This is a genomic window from Pseudomonas sp. AC252 (assembly GCF_979258105.1).
Genome location: NZ_OZ409837.1, coordinates 4,096,442 through 4,113,387, shown reverse-complemented (window position 1 = coordinate 4,113,387; position 16,946 = coordinate 4,096,442). Strand labels below are relative to the sequence as shown.

Sequence of the window (16,946 nt, the reverse complement as noted above, 5' to 3'; positions counted from 1 at the left end):
AGGTGTGCTCAGCCTGATTGAGCGCCGAGTGTAACGCCTGCCCGGCTGAACATGTCAGGCTCAAGATCCTTGAGTTGAGCAAGGGTCAGAGGCTTGAACGACTTGTCGAGCTGCAGCTTGGCGAACTTCTCAGGCGTCAGCCCCCCATCGCGGAACAACCTAGCGCGCACAGGCCCGAGCGCATGATCCTGAAAGCTCGCCGGCTGCGTTGCCAGCCACTCGTAATAGTTCAGCCTCGCATCGACCTGCGCACCGCCATTGCCTCCCACCGAAGCGCGCGTGGCGTCCTTGGCAAACGTCTCCGAAAGCCTGGTGGTCGGCACCGTAGTTGACCGGCAGTTAATGTGCGCCGGCGGAAGCGGCCCTTTGCCCAAGTCGAAGCGCATGCCATCCAAGCCCTTGCACTGCTGCGAAGTCTTGCGGTCGAGCGTCGATACCCAGCGATAGCCCAGCACCACGTCGCTGTTGGCTTTCAGCGTCTCCATTCGTGCCGTCGTGGCCACATGCTGGATTGCGGTCTGCACCACAGCAGCAGCGTTGCGATTGCTCACCGCGAGGATGCCGTCCGTGAAGTTCTGCGCCGCGGTTCCGCGAATCGCCCGAATGATCTGGGCGTTCGTTTGACCCTGGCCGAAGCCAAGCCTGATGGTGTTCGTCACGCGCATCGTCTCCGTGCGCGTCCAGCCACTGACGAAACTCTTCAGCAGCTTGCCGCCGTCGATGCCTTTCACCTGTAGTGGATAGGAAAACACCGCCGCGCGGATCACTGTGTTGCTCGGCACCACCGCATCGATGGACAGCGCATTGCTCAGGCTGTTGGCCTCAAAGGTCGACTCGTACAGAGCGATATCGACCAGATCGGCCTGTACCAGGTCGCCGTAGGCGTTGTAGATCTCCAGCAGCTTGCCGTCCACACGAGCCAGGAACTGCTCAAGGCGGTCCCGGCTGTAGGTGGTCAGCTCCTTGCGGGTCAACTGCACCCGCACAAGCGTGTCGATCTGGCGAAGGTACTTCTCGAACTTCTTAACCTCGCCGGCTTTAAGACGCTCCAGCATTACCGAGTGGCGCGTCGTCTGCTCCAGCAGTTGGCTGTCCGCCTGCGCCAGGTTTGTCGATGGCATCGTCTTTATCCAGGTTGATGCCGGCCGACTCGCGCTCATCGCTGATCAGGTCGGCTTCGTCTTCGTATGGGCGATCCGGCAGTTTGGCAGTGGTGAGGTACTGCCAGTAGGTGTCGGCGCTGATCGTGCCAGCCATCACGCCCTTGAGCAGCTCGGCAAGCACTTGGGCATCGACCACTGGGGTCACAAACTCAGGGCTCACCTTGAACTTGACCTGCTTGGGGTCGTAGCTCTTCCACTCAGCCGCGTACCGCAGACCCTGCTCCACTGCCTCTGCCACCGTGACGACAATGCTGTGCAACGTGGCGTGCTGGTCGTTCTGACGGGTTTTGCGCGCCTCGCCCGACTCGGTGCCGCCCACGTCCATGACCTTGGCGCCCGCTTCAAGGGCGGCGTTCTTCTGGTCATCCATTGCCTTGCGGACGGCTTCAATTCCGGCGCCTTGAAACTCAAGGTAGCCACATTGGCCGGCTGGACCGAGATCCCATGCCGCAGATGGCCCGGTCACACTCAGCTCTACTGAATCGTCGAGGCCCGACACCCAAGGTTGCGGGTGGCTGGTCTGGTGTAGCGCAGTGAAGTAGTCAGCGCTCAGTTGATAGGACTTCAGCGCGGCGCGCGCCATTGTGAGCAGCGGCACCTCGTCCACTTCCGGCGAGTTGTCGGTCGAGCCGCAATAGATCACCGGCAGGTAGGACAGGCCTTTGACCAGTCGGTTGTCGGTGCCAGTGGTGCCTAGGGGCTTCTCCTCCTCGACGATCTCACCACCTTCGTTCCGTACAGCGGTGTAACAGGTCTCGCCCTGCATGAAGAACTCGCGAAACACCGTGTCGCAGTCGTGGCTGTAGCGGTCGCCGCCCTTCTTGCGGAACTCCCGGAACACCGAAAGGACCAGGTCTTGGCGACCGCCTTGATCAGCGGTGTCCCAGTTGATGGCGTTGCGAGTGGCGTATGTCGAGAAGTACGGTTCGCCGCGCTCATCGATGTTCACCACCAGAGGGACGCGGCCGTGTGAAATAGCCTGGCGTACCATCCGGAAGAACAGTTGCTTCAGGCCGAAGCCGTCAGAAGTGGCATTGTCCTCGACCCCCTTCAGGCCGGCGGGCAGCTCAATCTCCGGAATAAGCCGGGAAACCAGACCCATCATCGATCGCAGCGAGTCGCGCACCCAATGCTCGTACTGAGCACGGTTCGTGTAGTTCTCGTAGAGGTACTTGTTGCCGGTGGCGTCGAGCTTCTCAGCTTCGACCATGCCGCTCGGCTTGGGCAGGTTGCGCTCGTTACGCTTGACGGCGCACTCACCCTCGAGCGCGTCATCCATCATTTCCCACTCGGCGATGTGCGCGTCGTAGTCAGGGTTTGTCGATTGCACTGGCATCAGGCCAAGCCTCCAATTCGGCGTGTTCCGCCTGTGCGTGTTTTGATCGGGTACCGCTTGGCAATGAAGTAGCCAGGGGCATCCACCAGGTGGTCATAGCCAGCTTTCTTATCGGGCTCGCCCTTGTCCGTGTAAATCTGGCGCTCCAGGCACTGCGTGTATTTCGGACACTGGTCGACGTTGACCAGATATCGATGCTCGCCGTAGGTATTGGCGAACATCGCGCACATGGCGTTGACCCGATCCTTCACAGCGGGGTTGGTCGAATCCACCACTACGGTAAATCCCGCCTTTTTCAGCAGTGACAGATCAGATTCGCTTGCGCTCTTGCTGCTTGTGTTCTGGCCGCTGGCGTCCGGGTAGATCGCAATGCTGTGGTCAGGAAAGCGGAGCTTGATCTTCTCGATCATCTCGGGCGTGTCCCGCACATCTGAAAACTCGCTGAGCGCCAATGGCAGGTCATCGCGAATGACGTGCACGACTGCCGCCATCTTCATGACGTTGAAGTCCATGCCGATGTGCAAGGCCTCGCCGCGCTTGATGGTTTCGCTGGTGCGGTTCGCCTCACGATTGAACGTGTAGTAGACAACACCTGCGTAATTCTCAAAGCTGGCCTCGTATTCCTGTCGAAAGGTTCGAGGGTCCATCTTGCGGCGCGCCGCATCCAGCTCTTCAGCCGGAACGTTGCCGCCATCGAGCGATGTGTAGAGCCAGCTCTTGTGATCAGGCTCATGCCCCGGCCGGCCGTCTTGGAACGTGTCGTAGCAGTGATTGAATCCCTTGGGTGTGCCGATGCGTAGCGCGTGCCCCCCTTCCGCATGCCAATGCCCGGTATCGAGTATTGGCAGGTCGAGAGCATCGGGCGCAGAACTTCTTCCCATGCTTCCCATGGGCAGTCCGCCCATTCATCCACCAGGACGAAGAACAGACCGGAGCCCCGCAAGTTGTCGTAGTTGTCGAGCCCCACCACGCGCATGACGTGGCCAGACTTGAGCGTGATCGAGCATTCCGTCTCATTCGGGCGATGTGCACGCCAGGCCTCAGGGATCGCCTGCTTCAGCCGTCGCCAGAACACACGCTTGGCCTGCTTGAAGGTCGGCGCGCCGTACCAGATCTCATCTTCGACGCTCACGCCCCACTCAGCAGCCAGCCGAGCAGCTCGGCGCATCTCAGCTTTGCCCAAGAATGTCTTGCCGAACCGTCGACCACACACAGCATCGCGGAAGCGCGCCTGAGGCTGGAAGCCCCAGCAGTAGATGTTCGCCTGTTTCGGCGTCAGCTTTACCGGCGGGTCATAGGTACGGGGTAGCGGGGACATTCTCATCAGGCTCCAGGGTGTACTCAGCAACGGCGTGCTGCTGGTCCGCTTGGGAGCCCAGAGGTTTTTCAGGTTCGAGGCGACGATTCACGTAAACGTCGCCCACTTCTTTGGCTGCCTGCTCCAGCAACTGGGCAGTCAGCGCCATGTTCTTCATGTTCTCGGCCTTCTCTGCCATGCGCCCCAAGGTGCGAAGTCGATACGCTCGGTTGGCGATCGGGATCTCGGCCGTCTCTTCGCGAAACCTCTTGCGGGTGTCGTTGAACAACTCGACCCACTTCGCCCCAAGCCCTCGGCCAGCGAACTTTGTTGGGTCGTGGGATTCACACTGCTGCCGACTGAGCTCGATGCCGAACTCTTTCTTGACCGACTCGACTACCTGGGATGGCGTATCAAAGCAGGCTAGAGCCTGAACGATGAAGGCTTTGACCTCGCTTCGTAGTGCTGCCATATGGTTGTCATCCGTCAAAACCTGTCAGAAGTTCAGGCCGACTTGAGCAGACAGGTTCCGCAGGCCCTCGATATGTTCAATTTCCCCACCTCAGCAGGATTGTTTGCAGCGTCCACCAGCTCTTGCACTTGAGCGCTTGTCCCATACCGACGCACCACACCGACGAACTCTTCAACGTCGTGTCCGCGCATCTCAAGCTTGGGCAATCCTTCCTGGGTGAACTTGGGTGCGCCGTACTGATCGGTCGCCTGGGCGATGTGGTACAACTCATGCTCTACCAGTGCGCAGAAGTCAGCGTCCGAGCAATCAGCGCAGTAGTCGGCAGCCAGCGTGATGATGTAAGCCGGCACGTCGCCGAACCAATCCAGCATCTGCTGTTCCATGCGAGCCTTCTGCCACCCACCAGCGCGGAACGCTACCTGTTCGGCCTGGCCTACCACCGTGCGCCCCTTCTTCGTGAAGGCAGCAGACGCCCACATGACTCTCACGTCCGCATCGACCAGATGGGCATGGTCTTCGTTGTGGATGCTGCCGGTGTCGGCGAGGATTTCGGTTTGGAGCCATTCCCATACTTCGGGTGCTGGTCGCAATCTGAGTGAAGGCAAGTCAAGGAGATCGGCTGGGGGAGATGGCCTGTGCATAAACCACCTGATAAGCAAGGCTTCCTTTCCAGAAGCAGATTGAGGCCGATCTGAGAGAAGTTTGCTCCAGATCGGCGCGTACTGAGCTGTCTATTCAGCGACTACGGAATATTGAGTGCTCGTCCCGAAAGCAAAGATTACGGACAGCCCAACCGCTATAACGGCGTCCGAGTTCTCGCTGTCGTATAGACTGTTTAGTTCCGCCAGCTTTGTTCCATCCTCAGATGTCACTAAGCCGCTTGCGTGAATCCTGATTTCTGCAAGCTTCACATATTCAGATGCCCCACTGACATCGCCTACAAACTTCTCAAAAATGTAACGGATATGCGCGCCGTCGTCTGCGAGCGCATTTACGGCTACAGCCCGTCCTCTTCCAAAGGGAGTAAGAACTTCTGCGCCCAGCCCTTTCTCATTTGGCACAAAGGACACTGCCAACAGATCGCGCGCTCGTGGATCAGCGAAGTAATCGCGCAAAATGCTTTGCGCCTCCACTGCATAATCAAATGCCTGCTGTAATGACTTTTTACTTCGCATCAACGCGCTGTGCTGATCTTCTGTCAATCGCTTTATCATTCGTCACCTCCAATGTAGGGAGAGTGATTATGGCTCAGCGCGCTTCATAAGCCAGTCGCACTCCTGCGAACACAGTTGGGTTGTTTGGTTGTCATGGGGAATCCTTGATTATTGGAACCAGCCAGTGGCCTCTTTGCCACAACCTCGGCAGAACACAGCGCCGTTCGCTTGGGTGCTCCGACGCATGATGAAGAAGTCGTCGGAGCCACAGTTGCACTGGTAGCCCTCCTCTCCCTCGCTCGGACCATACGGCCACTTGAATACTCCGCGGTGAGAGCTGCAGGACGGGCATTCGAGATTGCGACATCCAGCGGGCGCTACAGCGACCCACTCATGCTTACAGTTCGAGCAGATGGCCTCGCCGGCCGAATGCGGCGCCTCCTGCGGCTTGAACTCGAGAATCTTTCCGGTCATGCCCTTCTCCAGTGTCGCGACACAATTTGCACTCTCGCGAAACGTGTCGCGACCTACTTGCTCTGACTGCGCTTGATCTGCGCGTCTACCTGATCTGCGCAAGTGTCGAGCAGGTTGATGGCTTGGTTCTTCAGTTCCCACAGCTGGCCATTGTCGGCGAGGTCTTCATCCGGTACCCGCTCACATGGCACCAGTTCAGGGGGCTCGACTCTTACTGCCGCTGTCTTTGTTACCACTGACGGCTTTCCCGCGCAGGCCGTCAGGAATAGGCTGAGCAGCCCAATCACGAACAGGCTTGCTGTTGCGCTTGAGGTCTTCAAAGTCCTTCTCCGCTTTTCTGGCCTTGGCCCGACTGGCCTCTAGCCGCTTGTTCAGGTCTCTCTGATAATCGGCGTTGCGCCCGGCTTCGGCGCGCAGCGTGGTGATCGTGGCCTGGCTTTCGAGGTTGGCGTCGACCGCCTTCTTCTTCTCGCTGGCTTCGAATGCCACCTCCCCGCGAAGGGCGACAACACGCGACTGCTGAATCCCAATGAGGAGCAGGCCGACCAGGGCGATGATGATTGCTGCAGCGAAAGTCTTCATGCGGCATCCGCCTTGCGACCGAGGAAACGGGTCACCAGTTCGCGTATGGCTGTCACGCCAAGAAAGCCGATCGTGCCACCGGCAGCGACCGACAGACTGGAAGGCCAGGCCATCCACTCAATAATGCTCGACGCGACCAAGCTCAGCGATCCGCAGATCAGCGCCTCGAAAACGATGCGGCGCTTACTGGTTTCCTTCGCGTCGTACATGACTCGAAGCAACGATACGGTGATGGACATGATCACGCCCTGCCAGAGCGGATTGCTCAACGCCAGCCAGATCTTGGCCCATGTGTCTGGCTTGTCAGGCATGTTTGGCATCCGGGTTGCCTCCCCCTTGGGGAGATTGATAAATCCGGCGTCCGCTGCACTCCCAGCTCGGAGCAATGGGTGTGGGGAGCCGAAAACGAAAAGGCCCCTGCGAATGCAGAGGCCTGTAGTTATTCTGGAAGTGGATCTATCGCCCTGACTTGCCCGCGCCACCAATAGCTTAGCGATAATTATGAAGTAACCGATCTAGCCATTGCGCTTCGAGGGTAGCTAAGCGCTTAGGATCAACACCTTTTGTGGAGAAGTTTTGACGATATTCGGCATGGCGCAAAAAGTTCCTCAACCGCCGCCCCCGGCGGAATGCTGTTACACCATTTAAGCGTTTGAATTCGCCACAGAGCCTATTCCTGTTGTCTTTTCCGCTCCCTTTTTTGGCATCAGCTGCGCTTTTAAGCTCCGACGGAGGCAAGTCCTCAAGTCGAGCAGCCTCAGCCCACAACAAATCAATCAGGATAAGACATCTGCGACGAATGCCATCGTGGTATATGAGCCATTCCTGCACATGTCCGCGCAGGTAGTCATGCTTGCGCACATGATCGGGATCATCGCAAAGCCCATAACCACCGTGCTTGTAGTCAACGTCCAAAAGTATGCGGAATGCTCTGCTGTGTCGCAGTAACTCAGTTCCAAAAATTGGGTACACATCGCTCACGTGTAGCTGACCTTGAAGGATGCGTAAAGATACGTCACTAAGCATAGAAGTTACTGAACGCACTGCATCAGAAACCCAAGCATCGCGGCTACAGCCGTCATACTGCGCGACTGCTTTTTCAAGCACCTTTACGGTTTCTCGATCTCCAACCTGATAAAACTCGCCAGCAGCACGACCAATAAATACAAGGCCTGCCCAGTCTTTACGACACTCAGCCCATCGGCGACGGTAAGTCTCCGCAAGGTCCAGACGTAGCTGTCTGCGCTGCCCTACTAAAATTACGACTTGCGCTATGCCAACAAGAACTAATAGCCCCGTGGCAATCGCGGTGATCATAGCGTCACCCATTACGAACCTCCCAAATCAAATGGGATCCATAATGCCATCACACAAGGAGAAACAATAAGCTAGATTCTTTAAAACGAGAAAACCCGGCACATGGCCGGGTTTCGTGTGCGTTTCGCGTTACTCGTGCACTATGGGAAAAGTACGCTCAAAACGCCGTCATGTCAACACTATTATGCCGCCTCTTGATCATTTTCTAATTGAATCACCTGCCACAATGGCTGTTGCGCTTGAATATCCACTTCTGTAATGACTTCCTTCAGAGACTCCCACAAGCCGAGCCAATCGCGCTTCCAATTCTTTGGATCGATCGTGACGCCGAAGAAGTTTTGCATCTCGGCAGCCACGCGCGCCGGCCCCCATTCAGCCGCCCCGTGCACTTCCCCCTTGTACGATTGCAGGGCCAGCGTGACCAGATACTGCGCCTTCACGCGCTTGGCAGAGGTCAAATCCAGCAGCGCCGCTTTCGCCGTGACCAGCAGCACTGCGTTCAGCAGATGTCGCATGGTCATTGCTGGGTGATACAGGTAGTGCCCGAACTGCTGCACCTGGAATGGCAACGTGTCGATGGCGCGCAGCACCTTCCCGATCGTGGCCAGGTGCGCAGCGCGGGCGGTGGACCGACCTACAGGTGTGCGCCGCGTTTCGCTGATGCTGATCCGCTGGCGGACGATCTCGATGCGCTCTTCCTTGTCCTCGCCCAGCGCCGCAAACACCGCCTCGTGCCGGCGCATCCGCGCGCCCTTCTTCACCGGTGCCGATGCACCGCGCTCAATGGCCGCAGCGCTGATCGACGCGTTCGATTCGTGCTGAGCCTCAGTCCACACCTGCCTTGCGTTGATCAGTTTCATGCTGCTTCCTTTTTCAGTTCTTTGGACTTCGCCCGGTAGTCGGCTTTGATGGATTTGATTTCTTCAACGGTGTATTTGCGGGCCGGATGAGGCCCCTCGAGCCATGCGACTGTTTCGGCGCCGATGAGCTGCTCGAGCGCGATCCGGTAATTCACCAAATTGCCGGACAGGTGCGTGTTGCATGGCGCGCACTGCTTCCACACGTTGAGCGGTTCGAATCGCAGCTCGGGGTTCGCTCCCACAGAGCGATAGTGTCCAGCGTGGTATTGGCCTTCATGGTGGCGACCGCAGCTCACGCAAGGGCGATCGGAATCACGCAGCCGGACCCACTCGTTAAACGCGGCCTGGGCTTCGCGCATGTGCTCCGCCCTGCTCTTCAGCTTCTCCTTGCGCACCTGGATCTCGCGGCGGTCGCGCTGGGCGATTGCCTTGCGGGCTTTCTCGGTGTTCGCCGGCGCCATGGCCAGCGCGCACTTCGGACTGCATACCGCCTGACCCAAGCGCTGCGGCGGGAAGCTGATGCCGCACGCTGGGTTCTTGCACTTCTTCGGCTTCGGGGCCTTCCGTTCCTTGATGGCGGTTCGCATCAATACCGCCCTCCCCACTTGTCCTGCTCAGTCCAGCGGACACCATGCTCGGCGCCGAAGGCATGCATCAGTTCGAACAGATCGCTGAACCACTTCTGCGACTGCTTGCGTGTCGATACGGCCATCACGACAAAGCCACCGTCGAGGCCAGGCTCCGCGCGCTGCTTCTCCAGCGAGGCACTGAAAAGGCACTTCCAGTCCTCACTGGTCAGCTTCTTGCCGTGCCAGACCACCTGCTCGGATACGTCCTTGAGCATTGCCCACATCTTGCGGTTGCAGACGTCGGGGCGCTTCTCGTCCTTGATGACCACGATCTTGGGTTTGGTGAAGTCGGTTGCGTGCAGGACGCCCATGAGGCGGTTGATATCGCTTCGGTCGCGGATTGTGTATTCGGGATTCATGGGTTCTCGCTCCTACAGGCAGAGCGCTCTGGAACGGGCGTTTCAGCCGAAGTGGACCCTTGCTCGCTCCCACAGGTGAGCGGCCGCTCGTTGCTCATAGCCGTCGCGGCATTCCAGACCTTGCACCAGGCGCATTCGGTTCCAGACTTTGCGCCGTTACCTTGATCCCAAACTCCGGGGATGGCGTGACAGTGCCCGGGCGCGTTGCCATTGCGGATGGTCTGGTTAGGTATCTCGTTCACTACGCAAGCCATCACGCTTCGCAGCGCCTCGTTCTCGGCCTTGAGTTGCTCAATCTCCTTGAGCGTCCCAGCCTTGGCATCCGCTGCTGCAGCGTCGGCGATCCCCTTGACCGCTTCGGTTACAGCGGCGCGGATGATCTGGCGCTCCGGCGATGCAGAAAGCCGATCGTTCTCGGCCAGCAGCTCCAGCGCCACCTCCTCCACGGTCTTCTCCCCGAGGAATTCCTGCAGCGCCTCGGTGTTGCGCTTCCAGTCTGCGCAGTCGGCACGGAAGGACGCGGCTTCGGCCCACAGCAGCTTCTGGAGTTTTTGTTTATCAATGCTCATTGAGCCGCACTCCTTGCTTCCAATTGTTCGACCTGCTGAATGAGCAGCGCCCGGCGATCCGCCAGCTCATTGGCTGCCTGAATTCGCATTTCTGTTTTTTCCTCGGCTGATGCTTTGCGCATGGCGAGCATCGAACCCTTCACCGCGGCGAGCCTCTCGCGCAGTTTTGGCGAAGGCCGCGCAACCTCACCGGTGAGCAGTGCAACGACGGCCCGACCGTCTTCAGTGACCGGCACGACACTCAAGTCGGCCAGGTACTGCTGAGCTCGCTCCTGCGGGATCCGCTGCATCTGCACAGCCTTGGTGATCGCCTGGGTACGGCGGTTGGCGTCGAAACCGACCGACACGTGCCAATTGACGTGTTTGTTGTCCTCACGAGCCTGACCCACCAAACGCTCGTAAGCGCTGTTGAACGCCATGCGCGCACCGACCTTGTCGCCGGCATCGAGTACAGGTTTCGCGGCTGCCAGCGCGAGCTGGATTTCATCGGTCAGCACCACGGTTTCGAACTCGTCGTTCGTAGTCATGGCGATTGCCCAAGCTTCGTCCTTGCCCGGGCGACCATCTGCAACCTGAACTCGCTGGAGGATGTCAGCCATGGCCAACTTGCCTTTCACTTCGAAGCGGCAAGCCTTCAGCGCGGCCTTCACCACCTGCACCGGGTAAGCACAGAGATCTTCGGCCATGATCGCCGCGGTACCTGGGTTCATTTCCTGACCCATGGCCTCGGCGGTGGCGCAGATCGCTGCAGCAAGCCCGGCAACCTGCTGATCGTTCATTTCAAAGGTACTCATTGCGCTCTCCCGCTTGGCGCTTAGCCAAGACCATTTGCGCGGCTTGCTCGGCAGCGGATACGTTCGCCTCGGTGCGTTCCATCTGGCGCGCGGTTGTTCCGTTGATGCGCTGACCCGTCACCCACTGGGTGTGATAGCTCTCGGCGTTGGCCAGCAGTTCGTTGAGGCTGTGGCACTTGCGCAGAACGGCGGCATCGCTGGTTTTCAGGAAGTGAGCTGCGACGTGATGAGCGACATCGGCGCCGAGGCGGTCGACGAGTTGACCGAGCTGGCCACCGACCTTGGCGTTCCACACGGGCCAGGTGCTGTAGCGCTTGCGGTAGGCCATCGCGTAGTTCGCCCAGACCTTGAAGGTTTTGCAGGACTGGTCTTTTGGGCCCGGCATGTCAGCGGGAATCTCAACCCGTGGCGCATCGGTGCGATCAACCACCAGAACCAGATTGCGGGCCGGCTTGTCCGGGCTGCCATGCAATTTCTGACTGGTATCCTGATTGGTACCCTGATGATTGGTATCCTGATTTGTCGGAGATTTTTCCGACCCTTGCTCGGATTTTTCTCCGAGCTTGTTCGGATTTTTCTCCGAGGTAGATCGGATTTTTTTCCGACTCTCGTTCTTTGGTGGGGGCGGATATTTTTCCGACCCGTCGAGCTTCTGGTTCCACTCGATCGCCTTCTCGGTCAAGCGAAACAGGGTGATGTTCGCGGTGCTTGAAAGCTCAATCAAACCTGCCTCTTGCAGGGCCTTCAACATGCGGTAAGCAGTGTCTGGCTTGTCGGTGAGCAGCGGCAGCTCCTCGATGATCTTGGCCTTGCTCAGCGCGAAGAAGATCCCGTCGTCGGTCTTGATTGGCTTGGTCCAGCTCGGGCAGCCGTAGACGAAGGCGAACAGCAGGGCCTGCTGAGAGTTCAGCCCCCACTCCAACGCCTTCACCTGATTGATCGTGACGGTGAATTGCATATCAGGCCTTCCCGACCAGTTTGGCCAGTTCGAGGAAGCGATCGACGTACCAGTGAGGCTGTGTTTCGCGGGGGCATTGAGGGCTGGTGAGGTTCTTGCCGTAGGCCAGCCCCTTGTCAGTCACCGACCAGAAGTCGACCATCTCTTGTTTGGAGTTTTTGCGCTGAAGGACTTTGAGAAAGCCGTGAGCTTCCAGTGCAATGTTGAAAGTGCGTGCGGTACTGGCGATACAGTGATCTTTGATCAGCGCGGTTATGGCCTTGGTTGGCATCGAGCTGCCGCCTGAGGCATCTGGCGCGGCATCAATCGCGTAGGCCGGCAGGAAGCTCGACTCCAGACCGTTGTTGGTGGCGATCTTCGCCAGCATCATCACCTGGCTTGAGGGCGACGGCTTTAGGAGGCGCGTATAGCACTCCATTAGCGCCAATTCCCCGACAACCTTCGAGCTGCTAGGGCTGGAGGCTTCGAACTTCCCGGTTTTGCGAATGCTTGGCAGCACCTCGCCAACCACCCATTCTTCGAAGCGCTCGGCGCCGACAAGCTTGGAGCGCATCACCAGTCGGTAGACATCGCGCTCAGGAATAACCGTCATGAATCCACCACCCTGTTTCGGGGTAGTGGTCGCGGCCTTGCAGTGACGGGAGATAGCGTTCTCTGGCTTTGCATAACCCAGGGCGTCGGCTACGTCACGGGCAACGAACCACGGATCGCCGAGCCCGTCGGTGATAACGCGGATGGCGCCACCATCGAAGTCGAAAGGAATTACTGATGAGGTGCGCGACACGTTTTGCGATTTGTTAAAACGTGTCGCGACATTGTTAGGGGTATTGCTGGAATTTGGCTGGCTCTGCATAATCGGGCCTCTCTAGTTTTGCGAATCAGCCGACCTTCTCCGTCGGCTCTTTTGTGCCCGGGATTCAGGCGGCCTTCACCGAGGCATCCATCACATCAAGGCTTTGCCGGACGTGGTTGATTTCCTGACGGATCAGATTTTTCTCGAAAGCGCTGACGTGGTTGTCATCTAGTGCTTGGTGCACCGCAATCGTCAGATCGGCTACTTCCTTGCCGACATTGATTAGTGACTTGGTCAGCGCTTGTGGCGCGGGCGCGGTTTTCGTAACGAGGTCGAAACCGAACTCGTTCGCCAGTGCCGCCAGAGGCCGCATATCACCGGTGTGCAACAAAATTCCGAATAGGTGCTCCACCGTCAGGTGGTGAGCATCGTTGTCCGGATTGGCGCGCTGAAGCAGGCCAACGTGTGGAACGCCCATCTTTGCAGCAAGGGTCTTGGCTTCGTTATCCAGGACAGCGCTCTGGCAGGCCCGCAGAAAATCTTCCATTCGTAAAACCTCTAATTTGTTTCCGTGGCGCTCTGCCAGTGCGTGGGCGATCATTTGTTTAGGCAGCAAGCAATGACTGCCTCAGGCTGCTGTGCGCTTTGGGCGCGCCGGGATCGGACGAATCTCATTCGCCTCAATACGGCCGTCGCCATAAAGGGTGATTTCGATGCTTCTACCGGCTCTAACCATTTGCGAGATCGCGCTCTGGTTCACGCCGAGAGCAGCAGCAAGCGCGGCTTGGGTGCCGTGCTCTTCTAGGTATTTGCTCAAAGGGATCTTTTTCATGGAATTTCCACGGCTTGATATCTGCCATGGATAGTAGCAGCGCTGCTTTTTATCAGCAACAAAATACTAGCAGCGCTGTTTGCTTGGATATCAGCTCTGCTAATACTCTTATTCGTATGAAAATACGTCGCCCCCTAACCACCGAAGAAGTCGCCGAGAGCGCCAGGCTCAAGGCCATCTACGAACAGCGGAAGTCAGCTGCAAAAGCTGCCGGGCGCAGCCTGACGCAGGCGGACGTTGCCGAAGCGTGCGGATGGTCTGGGCAAAGCGCATTCAGCCAATACGCCACCGGGAAGGTGCCACTAAATGTGGAAGCGCTGCTGAAGCTCGCAAAGGCGCTCAACTTCGACGCAAGCGAGGTCAGCTCTCGACTGTTATCCACTGTTGCCAGCGTGCAGCAGGACCGCGTACAGCCAAGCGTAAAATTAGGAAGCATCGAGACTTGGGACGACGAAACCCCGCTCGATGACGATGAGGTCTACGTCCCCTTCCTTCATGAAGTCGAACTGGCGGCCGGATCTGGCAGGTTTGCGATTGAGGAAAGCGCCAACTCACGCTTGCGCTTCAACAAGAAGGACCTGCGCCACAACGGCGTTCAGTTCAGCAATGCGAAGTGCGTGAAGGTCGGTGGCAACAGCATGGTGCCTGTGCTGCGCGACGGCGCCACCGTCGGCGTGAACGTGGGGAAAAACTCCCTGAGCGATATCGTCGACGGCGAGATGTACGCAATAAACCACAACGGCCAGCTTCGCGTGAAGCAGGTCTATCGCATCCCTACTGGTCTTCGCCTGCGTAGCTTCAACCGTGACGAGCATCCGGATGAGGACTACACATTCCAGCAGATCCAGGAGCAGCAGATATCGATCCTTGGACATGTTTTTTGGTGGGCGATGTACTCGCGATAGAGGCATTTTCCATAAATTGACACTTCCGCCGTTGAATCTTCGCAACCGTCGAGTATCCAGTATTTTTCAATATATTGACCACCAACAATATAGGCTTAATTGCCCGGTACCCCCCAGCTCCAGCCGCTGATGCCGTTGTGCGAAACGCGGAAAGCCATGCACCATGCATCCTTGTAAGAGATCTCTTACACCGATACACGGTCATGGCGCACATCGGATTCCATCGGAAAAAAAATAAACTGCCGTATGATCATTGTGTGTGACGTTTTCCAAAAAGCTTAACGTCTAACGACTGATCCGGAGTTTTCTCGCTGCGAAGCGACATCCGGTTGTTTTTAAATTTGGAGATCCTCATCGTGGATTATCGCGCAGCATCACAGATGATGGTTGCAGCTCTCGCTTTGATGGGTAGCTACTCCGAAGCCGCAACACATCAGAGCCCGCCCCCTCGCTTGGAGGTGGAATGCAACCATCTGGAGCTTGCGGAAATGCGGAAAGAGCTAAAGGAATTAGCTGAAGGTTGGTCTGCGCTCGATGGAATATTTGCGAGCGCTTTGAGGGCTTGCCTCAAACGTGACAACATTGCTCATCAGGAATTTTCTCGAGTAGCAGAGCTGCTAAACGCAACTCGAGCTTTAGAGTCGGCTCTTAAGAGTGCGCAGCCACCGGTGCAGTTGGCCGCTGACCACCTGAAATTTCGACGTGTTGTAGCCGGAACTCGCGCCAGGCTTGCTGAGCTAGACAGCCTCTATCGTCAAGCTACTCGCATGCCTGAATACATAGATACAGAAGTAAATTTCAATGGATTGAAAGAGCTGGCAAGTTTCACGAATGCCCGCTTGGCGCATATCGCCTAAGGGAGAAAATGGCTTCTGTAAGCTTCCACGAGGCGACGTTCGCAGAGTTTTTCGAGCCGATTGATAAAAAATATCCAGGTTTATCCGCGAAAATTGCTTCTGACTTTCTGGCTTACATGGAATCGAGACAAACCAGAACGCCCTTGTATTTTGGCAGAGACGCCCCCTATACCCAGCCGCAGGCAGCGCTCAACGCTCACCTATCTCATATCCACATCAAGCTTCCGCCGGGCAGGTTTCGCCAGGACTGCGCTCAATATTACCGGGTGTGCGACTTTAAGAAGCCTCACGAGGACGCAGCATTGGTTTACGTGCAGGGGGAGCTTGAGGAAGATCACTATTTGATTCTTGCATTCTTCTGGCCGGACGCTCACGAACAAGCAAGAAACAACGTAGTTATGCGATATTTGGCTCACCTAGCAAAAGAGTGGCGCGAACAGAACTGATGCCCGGCTAGCGCCGGGCTTCTTCATTCCCCCTCCTCCCTCCCAGTCAATGGTGGCGTACCGCCACGAATGGTAAAATACGCGCCCCACCCCCTTCAATGGATCAGGTTTTACGATATGGATAGTGGAAGTCCTATGGCTGGCTTTTTGTTTCTGGTGGTCGGCTTCGTCATCTATTTCCTTCCCACATTCATTGCCTCGAATCGGAAGCACCTCAACGGAACGTCCATTTTCCTAGTCAATCTTTTCCTTGGATGGACGTTTCTAGGCTGGGTCGTAGCATTGGTCTGGGCCTCCTCCGCAAACACAAAGGAACCGAAAAGCAATTCGGCGGTAGCATCCGGTGCGGCCGCCGAGCGGGCCTGCCCTTTCTGCGCCGAAACGATCAAGAGCGCAGCCATCAAGTGCAAGCACTGCGGCGCTGATGTTGATGCTATTCAGGTGCCGCGCCTTAAGAACGGGTGGGTTGCGTCTGTGCCGTGCAAGGCTGGTGAAGAGCAGTTAAGCACCATCGAGGCGATCAAGTCGCTCGGACTTCCTGTGGTTCCAATGATTGGCGCGGCAATTGGAGCCGGCCCTTTTGAAACGAAGGACGAAGCCAAACAAGCCTCAGCGCTCCTACGGAATGAGCCGAGGCTTTTCAGTGAAATCATGTACCGGGATTCCGTAAGCGGGAAATACCCGCCAATTCTCGACTGAACCCCGCTTTTCCCAAGCCCGCCATGTGCGGGCTTTTTTACGCCCAAAGAATTTATTATTAGCAGCGCTATTTACTTTGAATAGCAGCACTGCTACTTTTATTCGCAAGCCATGACAGCAACGGCCCAGCAGTGAAAGCCGCGCCGCTCTTTAACAACCAGCGCCATGAACGACTACCCGGCCAGTCCGGTTAGGTCACTCCCGGCTCCATCGGTGGGAGGTCAGTAAACCGATGAACAAAACCGCACTTGCCTCTACCGGCGACCGGCGATCCGACAGGCCCGAAAGCCTGCCCACGCGCAGCCCACTGCGACGGCGGACGAGGTGTTGACCGAACTGAGTGAATGACCTGGTAAGCGGGTGCGGAGAAACACGGAATTTTTCACTGATGCACCTGGTGACGGGTGTATTGGGAAAACAACCGGAGAAATTCGATGTTCACCAGCAACC

Annotated in this window: 23 protein-coding genes; 4 read left to right on the top strand and 19 right to left on the bottom strand. The window is 57.4% G+C overall.

Going from position 1 to position 16,946, the window contains the following annotated elements:
- Window positions 1-8: 8 nt before the first annotated feature.
- The 19 genes from ACZZZ4_RS18755 to ACZZZ4_RS18665 form a co-directional block, all read right to left on the bottom strand.
- Complete coding sequence (locus ACZZZ4_RS18755; protein WP_463548419.1) at window positions 9-1,121, bottom strand: minor capsid protein; 1,113 nt, start codon at window positions 1,119-1,121, stop codon at window positions 9-11.
- On the bottom strand, window positions 1,039-2,499 hold the full coding sequence (locus tag ACZZZ4_RS18750; protein ID WP_463548418.1) for a DUF4055 domain-containing protein: 1,461 nt from the start codon (window positions 2,497-2,499) through the stop codon (window positions 1,039-1,041). The genes ACZZZ4_RS18755 and ACZZZ4_RS18750 overlap by 83 nt, the downstream gene beginning before the upstream one ends.
- Window positions 2,499-3,404 carry a phage terminase large subunit family protein gene (locus tag ACZZZ4_RS18745; protein WP_463548417.1) on the bottom strand — a complete coding sequence of 302 codons (906 nt, stop codon included), beginning with the start codon at window positions 3,402-3,404 and terminating at the stop codon, window positions 2,499-2,501. The genes ACZZZ4_RS18750 and ACZZZ4_RS18745 overlap by 1 nt, the downstream gene beginning before the upstream one ends.
- 387 nt (window positions 3,405-3,791) lie before the next feature.
- On the bottom strand, window positions 3,792-4,268 hold the full coding sequence (locus ACZZZ4_RS18740; protein WP_463548416.1) for a DUF2280 domain-containing protein: 477 nt from the start codon (window positions 4,266-4,268) through the stop codon (window positions 3,792-3,794).
- 32 nt (window positions 4,269-4,300) lie between these two features.
- Window positions 4,301-4,909, bottom strand: coding sequence for a putative metallopeptidase (locus tag ACZZZ4_RS18735; RefSeq protein WP_463548415.1), 609 nt, complete (start codon window positions 4,907-4,909; stop codon window positions 4,301-4,303).
- 90 nt (window positions 4,910-4,999) lie between these two features.
- Window positions 5,000-5,482: a hypothetical protein gene (locus ACZZZ4_RS18730; RefSeq protein ID WP_463548414.1), complete on the bottom strand. Its 483-nt coding sequence runs from the start codon at window positions 5,480-5,482 to the stop codon at window positions 5,000-5,002.
- 467 nt (window positions 5,483-5,949) lie between these two features.
- Window positions 5,950-6,132, bottom strand: a complete 183-nt coding sequence (locus ACZZZ4_RS18725) for a hypothetical protein (protein ID WP_463548413.1) — start codon at window positions 6,130-6,132, stop codon at window positions 5,950-5,952.
- Window positions 6,092-6,478: a hypothetical protein gene (locus tag ACZZZ4_RS18720; protein ID WP_463548412.1), complete on the bottom strand. Its 387-nt coding sequence runs from the start codon at window positions 6,476-6,478 to the stop codon at window positions 6,092-6,094. The genes ACZZZ4_RS18725 and ACZZZ4_RS18720 overlap by 41 nt, the downstream gene beginning before the upstream one ends.
- Window positions 6,475-6,789: a phage holin, lambda family gene (locus ACZZZ4_RS18715; RefSeq protein ID WP_162276419.1), complete on the bottom strand. Its 315-nt coding sequence runs from the start codon at window positions 6,787-6,789 to the stop codon at window positions 6,475-6,477. The genes ACZZZ4_RS18720 and ACZZZ4_RS18715 overlap by 4 nt, the downstream gene beginning before the upstream one ends.
- A gap of 178 nt (window positions 6,790-6,967) precedes the next feature.
- Window positions 6,968-7,807: a hypothetical protein gene (locus ACZZZ4_RS18710; RefSeq protein ID WP_463548411.1), complete on the bottom strand. Its 840-nt coding sequence runs from the start codon at window positions 7,805-7,807 to the stop codon at window positions 6,968-6,970.
- 170 nt (window positions 7,808-7,977) lie between these two features.
- The gene (locus ACZZZ4_RS18705; RefSeq protein ID WP_463548410.1) at window positions 7,978-8,655 is read right to left on the bottom strand and encodes a hypothetical protein; all 678 of its coding nucleotides are present in this window, start codon (window positions 8,653-8,655) and stop codon (window positions 7,978-7,980) included.
- A complete protein-coding gene (locus ACZZZ4_RS18700) occupies window positions 8,652-9,242 on the bottom strand; it encodes a recombination protein NinG (RefSeq protein WP_463548409.1) in 591 nt (196 codons plus the stop codon). Before ACZZZ4_RS18700 ends, ACZZZ4_RS18705 begins: the two co-directional genes overlap by 4 nt.
- Window positions 9,242-9,643 carry a recombination protein NinB gene (locus ACZZZ4_RS18695; RefSeq protein ID WP_463548408.1) on the bottom strand — a complete coding sequence of 134 codons (402 nt, stop codon included), beginning with the start codon at window positions 9,641-9,643 and terminating at the stop codon, window positions 9,242-9,244. Before ACZZZ4_RS18695 ends, ACZZZ4_RS18700 begins: the two co-directional genes overlap by 1 nt.
- Window positions 9,640-10,212, bottom strand: coding sequence for a hypothetical protein (locus ACZZZ4_RS18690; RefSeq protein ID WP_463548407.1), 573 nt, complete (start codon window positions 10,210-10,212; stop codon window positions 9,640-9,642). Before ACZZZ4_RS18690 ends, ACZZZ4_RS18695 begins: the two co-directional genes overlap by 4 nt.
- Window positions 10,209-11,006, bottom strand: coding sequence for a hypothetical protein (locus ACZZZ4_RS18685; protein ID WP_463548406.1), 798 nt, complete (start codon window positions 11,004-11,006; stop codon window positions 10,209-10,211). Before ACZZZ4_RS18685 ends, ACZZZ4_RS18690 begins: the two co-directional genes overlap by 4 nt.
- Window positions 10,993-11,964, bottom strand: a complete 972-nt coding sequence (locus ACZZZ4_RS18680) for a phage replication protein (protein ID WP_463548405.1) — start codon at window positions 11,962-11,964, stop codon at window positions 10,993-10,995. The genes ACZZZ4_RS18685 and ACZZZ4_RS18680 overlap by 14 nt, the downstream gene beginning before the upstream one ends.
- Before the next feature lies 1 nt (window position 11,965).
- Window positions 11,966-12,817 carry a BRO-N domain-containing protein gene (locus ACZZZ4_RS18675; protein WP_186565575.1) on the bottom strand — a complete coding sequence of 284 codons (852 nt, stop codon included), beginning with the start codon at window positions 12,815-12,817 and terminating at the stop codon, window positions 11,966-11,968.
- Between the two features lie 64 nt (window positions 12,818-12,881).
- Window positions 12,882-13,304 (bottom strand): phage regulatory CII family protein, encoded by a 423-nt coding sequence (locus ACZZZ4_RS18670; protein WP_186565577.1) that lies wholly within the window; start codon window positions 13,302-13,304, stop codon window positions 12,882-12,884.
- 81 nt (window positions 13,305-13,385) lie between these two features.
- Complete coding sequence (locus ACZZZ4_RS18665) at window positions 13,386-13,589, bottom strand: Cro/CI family transcriptional regulator (protein ID WP_186565579.1); 204 nt, start codon at window positions 13,587-13,589, stop codon at window positions 13,386-13,388.
- 116 nt (window positions 13,590-13,705) lie between these two features.
- Between ACZZZ4_RS18665 and ACZZZ4_RS18660 the strand changes: the two genes are divergently transcribed.
- The 4 genes from ACZZZ4_RS18660 to ACZZZ4_RS18645 all read left to right on the top strand — a co-directional run bounded on the left by ACZZZ4_RS18660 (window position 13,706) and on the right by ACZZZ4_RS18645 (window position 16,496).
- Window positions 13,706-14,494: a LexA family transcriptional regulator gene (locus ACZZZ4_RS18660; protein ID WP_186566059.1), complete on the top strand. Its 789-nt coding sequence runs from the start codon at window positions 13,706-13,708 to the stop codon at window positions 14,492-14,494.
- A gap of 356 nt (window positions 14,495-14,850) precedes the next feature.
- Window positions 14,851-15,351, top strand: coding sequence for a hypothetical protein (locus ACZZZ4_RS18655; protein ID WP_186565581.1), 501 nt, complete (start codon window positions 14,851-14,853; stop codon window positions 15,349-15,351).
- 8 nt (window positions 15,352-15,359) lie between these two features.
- The gene (locus ACZZZ4_RS18650; RefSeq protein WP_186565584.1) at window positions 15,360-15,797 is read left to right on the top strand and encodes a type II toxin-antitoxin system YafO family toxin; all 438 of its coding nucleotides are present in this window, start codon (window positions 15,360-15,362) and stop codon (window positions 15,795-15,797) included.
- A 135-nt stretch (window positions 15,798-15,932) separates the two neighbouring features.
- On the top strand, window positions 15,933-16,496 hold the full coding sequence (locus ACZZZ4_RS18645) for a superinfection immunity protein (RefSeq protein WP_225927676.1): 564 nt from the start codon (window positions 15,933-15,935) through the stop codon (window positions 16,494-16,496).
- Window positions 16,497-16,946: the final 450 nt, after the last annotated feature.